Origin of the sequence: Burkholderia sp. E168m22 (assembly GCF_001319805.1) — a bacterium.
In the GTDB taxonomy this organism is placed as follows: domain Bacteria; phylum Pseudomonadota; class Gammaproteobacteria; order Burkholderiales; family Burkholderiaceae; genus Burkholderia; species Burkholderia orbicola.
On sequence record NZ_BBSK01000093.1, the window covers coordinates 1 to 11,642 of the forward strand.

Consider the following 11,642-nt stretch of genomic DNA (forward strand, 5'->3'; position numbering starts at 1 on the left):
GACGTCCTTCGCTTCGTTCAGGCGGAATTTCAACGGCGCGGTCAGGATCACGTCGCCGACACCATTCGTACTGCCAAGCGCGCCGGCGTTACCGAAGCTGCTGATATGACCGAACGGCAGCAACACCTGCGGATCGATCGTGAGCCGGTCGGTGAGCTGGAACACATGCAGCAGGCGGGCGATGCCGACATTGGACTGCAGATCGAAATCCGACGTCCGGTGTCCATTCGCGTAGTACGCGTTCGTCGCCGAATAGTTGTAGTACAGCACGCCGATCGTCGCGCCGATCGGATACTGCTCGTAGTCGCCGGGATCGACCTCGACCGCGCCCGCGTAATGCGATGCGACGACCATCAGCGACAGGCCGATCCAGCGCGCGATCCGCTTCAGTTTCATTCTGTTGACGTTGTCCATCATGCTCCTCACCTGGATGCGCAGACACCGCCACGCTCGACGTACGACGAACGGGAACCGTTGCCGGACGGTGGAATCGCGGGGTGCTGGCTGACTGTTATTCCGCCGGTACTCGGAGAGCGCCGACGATTCGCGACACCGGACGGCCGTCGCTTGAGGGTGAGAATAGAAAGGCAAAATCCGCATTTCTGTTTTCCGGCGGAACAAGAAATTGGCTGTGGCGGACCTGCGCAGCCAGCGCCCCGCGGCGGTCGAGCAACGTGCGCGGGCTGCCCCAGTTTCATGCCGGACGCGCTGTCGACGCCGCGCATCGCCGTGCCTCCGGGTGCGCATCGGCGCCTGCCGCGCACCGGGGCCGTCTCGGCACAGTTTCCGATCCGTGCCGGCAAAGAACCGCGCTTTTTCTCTTCTTACCCTGCTCGTCGAGCGTGACCGACACGACACGCCTGCCCCCCGCCACGGCAGTCGCCACGCCGTGGCGGCGGTCGACCCGAACCACGACAAGGAGCCCCACGATGAACACGATTCCTTCCGAGGAAACCGTCTCGACGCCCGGCGAACGCGCCTGGGCGCTGTTTCGCGTGATGAAGGAGAAGAACCTGATTCCCGACGGCTATATCGACACGCTGACCGAGCTGATGTCCACGACCTGGGACCCGGCCAACGGCGCGCGCATCGTCGCGCGTGCGTGGGTCGACCCGGCATTTCGCGAACTTCTGCTGAAGGACGGCACGGCCGCCTGTGCGCAGTTCGGCTACACCGGCCCGCAGGGCGAATACATCGTCGCGCTCGAGGACACCCCGACGCTGAAGAACGTGATCGTCTGCAGCCTGTGCTCATGCACGAACTGGCCGGTGCTCGGGCTGCCGCCCGAGTGGTACAAGGGCTTCGAATATCGTGCGCGGCTCGTCCGCGAAGGGCGCACGGTGCTGCGGGAACTCGGCACCGACCTGCCCGACGACGTCGTCGTGAAGGTCTGGGATACGACTGCCGAAAGCCGCTATCTCGTGCTGCCCGTGCGGCCGGCCGGCAGCGAGCACATGACCGAGGAACAACTGCGCGCGCTCGTCACGAAGGACGTGCTGATCGGCGTTGCGCTGCCGCGCGCGCACTGACTCGCACCACGTTTCGCTCTCGACCTTCCTCTCGGAGATCACATATGGACGGCTTTCACGACCTCGGCGGATTCCAGGGTTTCGGCCCGGTGCCGCATACGATCAACAGCCTCGGCTACAAACCGGTCTTCAAGGAAGACTGGGAACATCTCGCGTACAGCCTGATGTTCGTCGGGGTGGACCAACTGAAAAAATTCAGCGTCGACGAGGTACGTCACGCAGTCGAACGCATCGACGTGCGCCAGCACGTCGGCACGCGCTACTACGAGCGCTACGTGATCGCGACCGCGACCTTGCTCGTCGAAACCGGCGTGCTCACGCAGGATGAACTCGACCGCGCGCTCGGTTCGCCTTTCCGGCTCGCGAACCCGCCGCGCTCCGCCGGCCGGGCGGCCCCGGCCGGGTCGACGCGGTTCGAGGTCGGCGATCGCGTCGTCGTTCGCGACGAATACGTCAGCGGACACATCCGCGCGCCGGGCTACGTTCGCGGCAAGACGGGCGTCGTGTTGCACCGGACGACCGAATCGTGGCCATTCCCGGACGCGATCGGCCACGGCGACACCGGCGCCGCGCATCAGCCGACCTATCATGTGGAGTTCCGCGTGAAGGATCTGTGGGGCGACGCCGCCGACGACGGCTATGTCGTGGTCGACCTGTTCGAGGGCTACCTGGATCGCGCGTCCGGGCAGAGCGCATGACGACGCCGGCCAATCGACACTTGCCGGCCGCCCCGGCGCCGAGGATTCCGGTCACCGTGCTGTCCGGCTTCCTCGGCGCCGGGAAGACGACGTTGCTGAACCACATCCTGCGCAATCGCGCCGGCCTGAAGGTCGCCGTGATCGTCAACGACATGAGCGAGGTCAACGTCGACGCCGACGACGTGCGGCGCAACGTCGAGCTGCATCGAGGCGAGGACGAACTGGTCGAAATGACCAACGGTTGTATCTGCTGCACGCTGCGCGCCGATTTGCTCGAGCAGATCAGCACGCTGGCGCGGCAGCGTCGCTTCGATTACCTGCTGATCGAGTCGACGGGCATCTCGGAGCCGATGCCCGTCGCGGAGACGTTCGCGTTTCTCGACCGGGACGGTTTCAGCCTCAGCGAACTCGCGCGGCTGGACACGCTCGTCACGGTGGTCAACGGCGAGACGTTCGAGGACATGATCGCGTCGGCCGAACCCGTCACGCACGACGCCCCGCCCGCGAACGGCGGCGATGCCGGTCCGCCGCGCACGCTGTCGGACCTGCTGATCGAACAAGTCGAATATGCGAACGTGATCCTCGTGAGCCGACTCGACCGGATCGGCCACGCGGGTTTCGAGCGGCTGCGCGCCATTCTGGCCTCACTGAATCCGTCCGCGCGAATCCTGCCGATGCAGCACGGCAAGGTCGATCCGTCGGACGTCCTCGATACGCGGCGCTTCGATCTGCCGGCGCTCGTCGAATCGCCGGGATGGATGCAACGCATGCAGGCCGACGAACGCCCGTCGGAATCGGATGCGTACGGGGTCGCGTCGTGGGTCTATCGCGAACGTGCGCCGTTTCATCCGGCGCGCCTGCTCGCGTGGCTGCGGCGCCCCTGGACCAACGGCCGACTGCTTCGCTGCAAGGGCTATGTGTGGGCCGCGCACCGATATGCGGAAACCGCCATGCTCGTGCAGGCCGGCGACACGTTCCAGTGGGGCTACGTTGGCCGATGGTGGCGGTTTACGCCACCGTCGGACTGGCCACACGACGACTATCGTCGCGAGGGCGTGCTGAAGAAATGGGAGGAGCCGGCAGGTGATTGCCGGCAGGAAATCGTGTTCATCGGGCAGTCGATCGATCACGTCCGGTTGCGTCGCGAACTCGATGCGTGCCTGCTGACGGTCGAAGAAATCGACGCAGGCCCGGAGTCGTGGCGCCAGCTTCCGGAAGCCGACGCGTTCGACGCGCTCGCGACGCCCGCCCATCCGTGAAATGAGACTCGATGGCTTCGGCGGCCACGCCTGCGTCCTGTCGCTTTCGGTCGGCTCGTGAGCGCTGCGCCGGATTCAGCGTGACGTGAATCCCGACAGCGCCGCCGAGGGCAGTTTTCTTCAATACGGGCCGGCGCCGCGCCCGTAGTCTCGATGCGACTTTCGACATGTCGCATGGAGACACCTGATGAGCATGCTGGTTTCGATGGCCGCGTTCGCGCTCGCCTCGTCGATCACCCCCGGTCCCGTCAACATCGTCGCGCTCAGCGCGGGCGCCCGCCACGGCCTCGGCGCGAGCCTGCGCTACGCGGCGGGCGCGACGCTCGGCTTCGTCGCGCTGTTCCTGCTGATCGGGCTCGGCCTGCACGCGGCGCTCGCGCGCTGGCCCGTGCTGACGACGGCCACGCAGTGGTCGGGGATCGCGTTTCTGCTGTATATGGCGCTGCGACTCGCGCTCGACGACGGCCGGCTGTCGGCCGATCCCCACGTGGCCGGCCCGTCGGCGGCGTCCGGCGCGGCGATGCAGTGGCTCAATCCGAAGGCGTGGCTCGCGTGCGTGGCCGCGATGGGCGCGTATGCGGCCGATGGCGATCGCGCGCAGGTCTGGCAGTTCGCCGCGCTGTATCTGGTGATCTGCTTCGCGTCGATCGCATGCTGGGGCTATGCGGGCGCGTCGCTGCGGCACCGGCTCGCGAACGCGCGGCGCATGCGCGTGTTCAACCGGCTGATGGCGCTGCTGCTCGCGGGCAGCGCGCTGTTTCTGCTCGACGTGTAGCCGTCGTGGCGGTCAGCGCATCGCGCTGCGGTACTGCCCGGGCGTCGCGGCCGCGATCCGCCGGAACGCGCGCTGGAAATGCGCCTGGTCCGCAAAGCCGGCGTCGAGCGCGACTTCGGCGATCGGCCTGCCACGCCGCAATTCGGTGCGGCCGTACTGCACGCGCCGATCGATCAGGAATGCATGCGGCGTCATCCCGTAACGCGCATTGAATGCGCGGATCAGGTACGACGGCGACAGGTCGGCCGCCGCGCAGATCGCATCGAGCGTGACGGCCTCGCGGCAATGGGCGGCGATGTAGTCGGCCGCGCGCGCAAGCTTTGCGTTGTCGTCTCCCGGCCGCGCATCGGGTAGTTCGCGGTCGAGCGCGCCGTGCAGCGCCGTGAAGAATTCGACCGCCGCACTCTCCTTGCCGAGCGCATCGATGCCGGGCGACACGAGCGTGCGGTAGAAGCCGCCAAATCGCGCGAACAGATCGCCGCGCTCGGTCAACTTCGGCGAAAACCCGTGAAAATCGCGGTTCGGATCGCCGCCCAGCGAATGTTGCAGCCGCGCGAGCCACGGCACGTCGACATAGACCATCCGGTACGCCCATGCATCGGGGCCGTACGGGTTGCACGCGTGCACCTGCTCCGGGTCGATGATCACCAGCACGCCGCGCCCGACGTGCGCGTTCGTCGCGCCGTTCACGTACGTGCTCGTGCCGCCGACGATCGCGCCCACCGAAAACGTGTCGTGCGTGTGCTTCGCGTAGCAGATCGCGCGCCCGTCGTCGACGGTGCGCGCCTCGATGAACGGCAGCGCGGTATCGCGCCAGAACGGCGACGGTACGGCGGATCGGTTGGCGGTACGGCTCACGCGGTGGGCTCCGGGTTCGAACGACGAACGCTCACCGTACAAGACTGTGTGGCGCCGCGCAACCGGATCGCGCTGCTTCGCCGCTGCGCAGAACGGTGGTGCCCACGGACATGATCGTGGGCACCACCCTGCGCCGCCGACTTCCCGCACGAGGTGCGGAGGATGACGCGCTTACGCTGAAACAGCGCCCGCCCTGCACCTCTGCTTGCACACGCGTTTCCGCATGCTCGGGCGCTGAAACCGACAGCAGCGGGTCAGGCCGGAACGATGATCTTCGGGTCCCACCAGTAGTAGCCGAACAGTTCCTGGTTCTGCCCGCCGACGAGCTTGTAAAGCGCGAAGCACACGCCGAAATATTCCGTCCCGCTTCGCCGGACCGACGAGTCGAAAGTCGCGAACGTGAGTTGCTTCTTCAGCGGCGGGAGGCCATTGCGGGTCCCCGAATCCGGGTTGGGTTCCACCGCGCCATTGCGGACGACCGTGTTGCAGACGAACGGGTTGAATACCTCGTCGCCTTGATAGCGCGGGATGTTGTAGATGATCACGGCATCGTCGGAGTTGTCGTAGATCGACACGCCGGTGAACTGGACGCGGTCACCCGGGTAGGCGGTGATTTCCAGGTCGGCCGTACCCTGCCCCTTGACGCCACGCGCACCGGTGCAGATCAGGAACTGGCCATTGTGGGCGATGCCCGTCGGCGCGGCCTGATTCTGGCTCGGGTTCGGATACGTCTTCTTGACCCATTCCGTATCGATCACCGCGATGATGTTGATGTCCTGCGCGCTTGATGCAAGCGTGATTTCGGAAGCCATGGTTAATCTCCATTCACTAAGCGTTATGAATTTGAGTCCGACGACACGTCATTAGCGCGTCAAGGACAATATCAATTCATTCACCCACCAAAATCAATTACAACCGATTACGCGGTGACGAGCGCTTGACCTCGCATACAACAACCTGTAATTCAGACCCGGAAAATCAATAAAAATCAATTACAGTCGATTACACGCCCCCCTCCCGATCTAAAAAATTAATTCTCCCCAAAATAAATTCCCCATCAAACCTGACAGGTACTAAAACAAATATAAATGGACAATACTGACGAAGCGCATCGCCGATGCGCCACGCGCACCGAACGGGCAATTAGCCTGTCATGGAGGCATTCAAATGAAAGTCGATCCGAATATCATCAACCTGGAAAAAGTCGCTCAGTCCATTCAAATTCTTGCCGTTATCGACACGGATTACATAAAGAAGAGTTACCCCAATCCGAGCCTGAACGCGCAAAATCCGACCGGCATCGCCAGCACTGCGTTGTTCATGCTCAACGGCCACACGCCCGGCGTGAGCAGTTCGGAAGGAACCGGTAATCTGGGCCTGAAATTGAATGTTGGCGACAAGGTATCCCTGATGGGGACGTCGCTATCCGACAATTCGGGAGACGCTGCGCTGATTTACCACGTCCAGCAATACTCGGGCGCTCAGGTGTTCGGTCCGTTTACCGCGGTGACCATCGAACAGGCTGGCGCGGCGAGCGCTGCCGAGACGCCCGACATCATTGCGATCTCGGCGCAATCCCAAGTCTTTCAACGGTTCGACGCCGTAGCAAAATCCTTCGGAGTCGAGAACCTCGGGACGAGTTTTGCGCTTTATACGCGGAGCCAAAACAGGAAATCCTTGTTCGGCTATTTCTTCTGGGTCTGGCAAGCCTCCGCTGCTTGAAGCGAGCGCCCCCGACAACTCGCTCCGATGCGATACGGGGCGATTCAAGTCGGCAGGTTTTACGCGGCGCCCCCCAGGGTGCCGCACCTTTTCCGCGATAAACCAAAATGGAGCACCCGTATGACAGCCGATCTTGGAAGCTTCACTCGCGACACGACCGCGCAGCAAATCGACATCCTCGCCGTCATCGACACGGAATATATCAAGCTGAGGTACCCGCATCCGAGCAAGCAGCCCGAGTTACCGATCGCCGTCGATCATCGCGCCGTGCGCCTGCTTTACACCGGCGCGCGCGGCGCGTCGATCGGAAATGGCCCGGCGGACCCCGTTCTGACGCTGTATCCCGGCGACACGGTTTCGCTCAGGGCAGTCTCTCTCTATGAGAACGCGGAAGACGCGGTGCTGATTTATCAGGTTTCGCACCTGTTCGGCCAGCAAGTTTTCAATCCGTTTTCGCAGGACTTCCTCGACGTGAACGCCGTGCAACCGAACCCCGAAATGCGCGACGGCCTGCCGCCGCTGACGCAGCCGCAAACGTTCGTCAGCATCGGCGCCAAGGCGAGAGAGAGCGGGATCGAAACGCTTGGCGCCTGCTTCGGGCTCTATACGCTGGAACGAAGTACCCAGGAGTTGTTGGGATACTACTGGTGGGACTGGTTCGTCACGTGTTCGTGATCTTCGCGTTTCATCGTTGACGGTTCGCCCGTTCTGCGAGCGTGGGTCGCGAGAAGGCCAGCGGCATGCACGGTATCCGCCAGGATCGGTTGTTGCGCCGATCCTGGCGGGCCGGATATCGACGGGTTGCCGTCGCAGCTGGCGAATACGTCATCGGTTCGGTATCCGGCGGGTGAAGCACGCGCGGGATACCAATTTCGCGCCCGGGTGCCCCGAACCGACAGGAATCTCGCGCGTCCGCCATACCCGGCAGCACGTCACTTCGCCCCCCGGAATTCCCGCGTGACCGCTGCCGACGCGCGCGCGACATGGCCTATTGAGCGGAATTTGCCTAAGCTTTGAATTCCGTCCGCCGCGGCACGCGCGGCGGCCCTCGTTCACTCCTCCCCGTCACGCTCATGCAGATCGATCTGAAAGGCAAGACCGCGGTCGTCACCGCTTCCACCGCGGGCATCGGGCTCGCGATCGCCGAAGGGCTCGCGCGCGCCGGTGCGCATGTCGTCGTCAACGGCCGCAGCGACCCGTCGGTGCAATCCGCGCTCGAGAAACTGCGCGACACCGTGCCCGGCGCAAGCTTCGACGGCGTCGCCGCCGATCTGTCCGACGCGGCCGGCGTCGCGCGCGTCACGCAGCACACGCCGAATGCCGACATTCTCGTCAACAACGCGGGCATCTACGGCCTGAAGGCGTTCTTCGACATCGACGACGCCGAATGGGAACATTATTTCCAGATCAACGTGATGTCCGGCGTGCGGCTCGCACGGCATTACCTGAAAGGGATGATCGAACGCAATGCCGGGCGCATCGTGTTCATTTCGTCGGAATCGGGCCTGAACATCCCCGTCGACATGATTCATTACGGGTTCACGAAAACCGCGCAGTTGTCGATCGCGCGCGGCCTCGCGAAGCTCGCGGCCGGCACCCGCGTGACCGTCAATTCGGTGCTGCCGGGGCCGACGATGTCGGAAGGCGTGCGCGAGATGCTGAAGGCGCAGGCCGACGAAACGGGCCGCAGCATCGACGACATTGCAGTGGAATTCGTGCGCAGCGAGCGCGCCAGCTCGATCATCCAGCGGCCGGCGACGACGGAGGAAGTCGCGAACCTGGTCGTGTATGTGTGCTCGCCGCAGGCATCGGCCACGACCGGCGCGGCGTTGCGCGTCGACGGCGGTGTAGTCGACACGATAGCGTGACGGCAGTATGACGCGCTCGCGCGGCGCGTGGCTCCCGCCCTATCGCGACGCGCTCTTGCCCTGCTGGAGCGTGCCCTTGCGGTCGGCGTCCATGCACGAATCGAAGCCGTGCTGCGTGACGACGCCGGCCTTGTCGAACACGACGAAGAAAGCACGATGATCGTTGCCGTGCTCGATGAAGTAGTTGTAGCAGACGCCGCTGCCGTTGCGGACCATCCAGACGCTGCGCGGGTTGCCGGCGGCGCGGACGACGTCGGCGCGCGTCGCGCCGTGCCGCGACGCGGCCCGTGCAAGCGGCGTGCGCGAATACGAAAACGGCAGCCACGAGTCGAACCACGCACAGCCGTGCAACATCAGGCAGCTGGCGGCCAGGGACAGCGTCGCTGCGGGACGGGCCATCGGAATCAATCGCATGCTCGGGAAATCTGCTGCGCCTACCGGCGTGATCGAAAGCCCCATGCTACTCGACCTTTGGGTCCGGATCGAAAAGAAATGTAGAGATCTTCATCCGAATCCCTGCGTTTGCGCGCATCCGCACCAGCCGAATCGTCAGCGATCGTTGCAGCCGGCCTTCGCATGCGCGGCCCGCCGCGCCGTTGCACCGCGACGTCGAACCGGTGCAGCGGCATGCGCGCTCAAGCGATCCATTCGGCCCACAGCATCGTGAGCACCGTCATCAGCGCAGGGCCGACGAACAGCCCGATCAGGCCGAACGTCTCGGCGCCGCCGAGGATGCCGAACAGCACGAGCAGGAACGGCAGCCGTGTCGAACCGCCGATCAGCACCGGCCGCACGAAATGCTCGGCGACGAACACGACGATGAACCCGAGCGCCGCGACCACGACGGCCCACATGGTCGCCCCCTGCACGAACAGCCAGAGCGCCGCGCCGCAGAACACGACCGGCGCGCAGAACGGCAGCATCGCGGCGACCGCCGTGACGAGGCCGAGCAGCGCCGCATGTGGAACGCCCGCAAGCGCGTAGGCGACGCCGAGCAGCGCGCCCTCGCCGAGCCCGACGACGACGAGCCCCGTCACCGTGCCGTACACGGCCGCGACCATCCGCTCGATCAGTTCCGCGCCGTTGCGCCCGAACGCGCGCCGCGCGCCCTGCAGCAACGCACCCGACAGCTTGTGGCCGGCGCGCAGGATCACGAACAGCGTGACGAGCATGAACCCGAATTCGAGCAGCACGTGCGCGAGCTTCGTGCCGAATTGCCGCCCGAACGCGATGAATTTCTCGCCGTTGACGCCGTGCATCGCGGTGGCCGCATGCAGCGGATGGCCGAGATTGGCCTGCCACCATTCGGTGATCTGCGCCGCGCCGTACGGCAACCGGCTGACCACGTCCGGCAGCGGAATGCCGTTGTCCTGGACCGTGTGCAGCCATTCGCGCAGGTCATGCGCCTGCGCGAACGCCTGGGTCGTCGCGACGGCCACCGGCAGCACCACGAGCAGCGAAATCGCCGCCGTGATGACAGTGGCGATCAGCGTCGGCCGGCTGCGGAACAACCGGTGCGATTCGAAGCGTTTCAGCAGCGGCCACATCGCGATGGCGATCACGCAGGCCCAGGCGATGGCGGGAATGAAGTCGCGGATCACCCACAGCGCGAGCAACAGCAGCGCCGCATACAGCGCGACGCGGGCGATCTGCTGGACGCGCGGCCGCGCGGCGGAATCGTGAGACGACGGGACATGTGCGCCCATGGCACCTCTGTCGAAATGAAAAAAAGGCGGTTCGCCCAGGCAATCGGCCTGGACGAACCGCCATTCTATCCATCGGCGCCGGATCGGCGGCACGCGGGATGCGCGCACCGCCGCGGCGCTGCATCGACACGCCCCGCTTACGCCGCCTTGTCGGCGACCCGGTAGCGCTCGAGCCAGTGCGCGTACGGCGCGGGCAGCGTCCACGACGGACGCTCGACGCCGAGCTGCTTGGCCGCGTAATACGGCCAGTGCGGATCGGCCAGGTGCGCGCGGCCGACCATCACGAGATCGAGCTGCGCTTGCTCGACCACGCGGTTCGCCAGTTGCGGCGTGTCGATTCCCCACGCGGACGATACCGGCAGCCCGGCCTCGCGGCGCACGCGTTCGGCGATCGGCGCGAGGAATGCCGGGCCCCACGGAATCTGCGCGGTCGGCGTCGAGAAGCCGACCGATACGCTCAGCATGTCGAGCCCTTCCCGCTTCATCCGCTGCGTGAGCGCGATCGACTCGGCGAGCGTCTCTTCGTCGCGGCCGTCGTATTCGATCACGCCGAGGCGCGCGGTCAGCGGCAGATGCTCGGGCCAGACCTTGCGAACGGCCGCGAGCGTATCGACGAGGAAGCGGCCGCGGTTGTCAGCCGAACCGCCGTATTCATCGGTGCGCTGGTTCGAATGCACCGAGAAGAAGCTCTGGCCGAGATAGCCGTGCGCGAAGTGCAGTTCCAGCCATTCGAAACCGAGGTCGCGCGCACGCTGCGCCGATGCGACGAAGTCGGCCTGCACACGGGCGATGTCGTCGTGCGTCATTTCACGCGGCACCTTCGGCAGGTGCGCGCCGAACGGCACGGCCGACGGCGCGATGGTCTGCCAGCCGCGCGGATCGCCGTCGGCGATATGGTCGTCGCCTTCCCACGGGCGATTCGCGCTCGCCTTGCGACCCGCGTGCGCGAGCTGGATGCCGGGCACCGCGCCGGCCGCCTTGATCGCCGCGACCGACGGCGCGAATGCCTCGGCCTGCGCGTCGTTCCACAACCCGGCGCAGCCCGGCGTGATGCGGCCTTCCGGCGACACGGCCGTCGCCTCCGCGATCACGAGGCCCGCGCCGCCGCGCGCGATGCTGGCCAGATGCACGTGATGCCAGTCGTTGACGACGCCCTCTTCGGCGACGTACTGGCACATCGGCGGCACCGCGATGCGGTTGCGCAGCGTGACATCCTTGAGTTTGAAC

Annotated in this window: 13 protein-coding genes; 7 read left to right on the top strand and 6 right to left on the bottom strand. The window is 65.4% G+C overall.

Annotated features, from left to right (window positions below; translation table 11 throughout):
• Window positions 1-417 (bottom strand): transporter (locus AP428_RS20780; RefSeq protein WP_231691702.1); only part of this gene is annotated, 417 nt, incomplete at its 3' end.
• A gap of 512 nt (window positions 418-929) precedes the next feature.
• Between AP428_RS20780 and nthA the strand changes: the two genes are divergently transcribed.
• The 4 genes from nthA (at window position 930) to AP428_RS20800 (ending at window position 4,261) form a co-directional block, all read left to right on the top strand.
• On the top strand, window positions 930-1,529 hold the full coding sequence (gene nthA / locus AP428_RS20785) for a nitrile hydratase subunit alpha (protein WP_011547797.1): 600 nt from the start codon (window positions 930-932) through the stop codon (window positions 1,527-1,529).
• Between the two features lie 44 nt (window positions 1,530-1,573).
• On the top strand, window positions 1,574-2,227 hold the full coding sequence (nthB, locus tag AP428_RS20790) for a nitrile hydratase subunit beta (RefSeq protein ID WP_011547798.1): 654 nt from the start codon (window positions 1,574-1,576) through the stop codon (window positions 2,225-2,227).
• Entirely contained in the window at window positions 2,224-3,486 is a 1,263-nt protein-coding gene (locus AP428_RS20795) for a GTP-binding protein (RefSeq protein ID WP_011547799.1), read from the top strand. Before nthB ends, AP428_RS20795 begins: the two co-directional genes overlap by 4 nt.
• 187 nt (window positions 3,487-3,673) lie before the next feature.
• A complete protein-coding gene (locus AP428_RS20800; protein ID WP_006485658.1) occupies window positions 3,674-4,261 on the top strand; it encodes a LysE family translocator in 588 nt (195 codons plus the stop codon).
• Window positions 4,262-4,273: 12 nt separating this feature from the next.
• Here the strand turns inward: AP428_RS20800 and AP428_RS20805 are convergent, their stop codons facing one another.
• Window positions 4,274-5,119 (bottom strand): AraC family transcriptional regulator, encoded by an 846-nt coding sequence (locus AP428_RS20805; protein WP_011694723.1) that lies wholly within the window; start codon window positions 5,117-5,119, stop codon window positions 4,274-4,276.
• A gap of 254 nt (window positions 5,120-5,373) precedes the next feature.
• Window positions 5,374-5,931, bottom strand: a complete 558-nt coding sequence (locus AP428_RS20810) for an inclusion body family protein (RefSeq protein ID WP_006479130.1) — start codon at window positions 5,929-5,931, stop codon at window positions 5,374-5,376.
• Window positions 5,932-6,286: 355 nt separating this feature from the next.
• Here AP428_RS20810 and AP428_RS20815 point away from each other — a divergent pair, with 355 nt between their 5' ends.
• The 3 genes from AP428_RS20815 (at window position 6,287) to AP428_RS20825 (ending at window position 8,709) form a co-directional block, all read left to right on the top strand.
• Entirely contained in the window at window positions 6,287-6,841 is a 555-nt protein-coding gene (locus AP428_RS20815; protein WP_054928358.1) for an AidA/PixA family protein, read from the top strand.
• 120 nt (window positions 6,842-6,961) lie between these two features.
• On the top strand, window positions 6,962-7,516 hold the full coding sequence (locus tag AP428_RS20820; RefSeq protein WP_054928359.1) for an inclusion body family protein: 555 nt from the start codon (window positions 6,962-6,964) through the stop codon (window positions 7,514-7,516).
• A 398-nt stretch (window positions 7,517-7,914) separates the two neighbouring features.
• A complete protein-coding gene (locus tag AP428_RS20825) occupies window positions 7,915-8,709 on the top strand; it encodes an SDR family NAD(P)-dependent oxidoreductase (RefSeq protein ID WP_012338247.1) in 795 nt (264 codons plus the stop codon).
• A 39-nt stretch (window positions 8,710-8,748) separates the two neighbouring features.
• On the opposite strand, the gene AP428_RS20830 is transcribed toward AP428_RS20825, so the two are convergent.
• The 3 genes from AP428_RS20830 to AP428_RS20840 all read right to left on the bottom strand — a co-directional run.
• The gene (locus tag AP428_RS20830) at window positions 8,749-9,123 is read right to left on the bottom strand and encodes a hypothetical protein (protein WP_034174823.1); all 375 of its coding nucleotides are present in this window, start codon (window positions 9,121-9,123) and stop codon (window positions 8,749-8,751) included.
• Window positions 9,124-9,344: 221 nt separating this feature from the next.
• Window positions 9,345-10,415, bottom strand: coding sequence for an AI-2E family transporter (locus AP428_RS20835; RefSeq protein WP_011694722.1), 1,071 nt, complete (start codon window positions 10,413-10,415; stop codon window positions 9,345-9,347).
• Window positions 10,416-10,552: 137 nt separating this feature from the next.
• A partial coding sequence (locus AP428_RS20840; RefSeq protein WP_054928360.1) for an NADH:flavin oxidoreductase/NADH oxidase occupies window positions 10,553-11,642 on the bottom strand: 1,090 nt, incomplete at its 5' end.

Excerpts from the sequence above, each read along its gene's own strand:
- AP428_RS20800 (WP_006485658.1), top strand. The coding sequence starts at position 3,674 with ATGAGCATGCTGGTTTCGATGGCCGCGTTCGCGCTCGCCTCGTCGATC.
- nthB (WP_011547798.1), top strand. The coding sequence starts at position 1,574 with ATGGACGGCTTTCACGACCTCGGCGGATTCCAGGGTTTCGGCCCGGTG.
- AP428_RS20810 (WP_006479130.1), bottom strand. The coding sequence starts at position 5,931 with ATGGCTTCCGAAATCACGCTTGCATCAAGCGCGCAGGACATCAACATC.
- AP428_RS20815 (WP_054928358.1), top strand. The coding sequence starts at position 6,287 with ATGAAAGTCGATCCGAATATCATCAACCTGGAAAAAGTCGCTCAGTCC.
- AP428_RS20795 (WP_011547799.1), top strand. The coding sequence starts at position 2,224 with ATGACGACGCCGGCCAATCGACACTTGCCGGCCGCCCCGGCGCCGAGG.
- AP428_RS20830 (WP_034174823.1), bottom strand. The coding sequence starts at position 9,123 with ATGCGATTGATTCCGATGGCCCGTCCCGCAGCGACGCTGTCCCTGGCC.
- AP428_RS20835 (WP_011694722.1), bottom strand. The coding sequence starts at position 10,415 with ATGGGCGCACATGTCCCGTCGTCTCACGATTCCGCCGCGCGGCCGCGC.
- AP428_RS20825 (WP_012338247.1), top strand. The coding sequence starts at position 7,915 with ATGCAGATCGATCTGAAAGGCAAGACCGCGGTCGTCACCGCTTCCACC.
- nthA (WP_011547797.1), top strand. The coding sequence starts at position 930 with ATGAACACGATTCCTTCCGAGGAAACCGTCTCGACGCCCGGCGAACGC.
- AP428_RS20820 (WP_054928359.1), top strand. The coding sequence starts at position 6,962 with ATGACAGCCGATCTTGGAAGCTTCACTCGCGACACGACCGCGCAGCAA.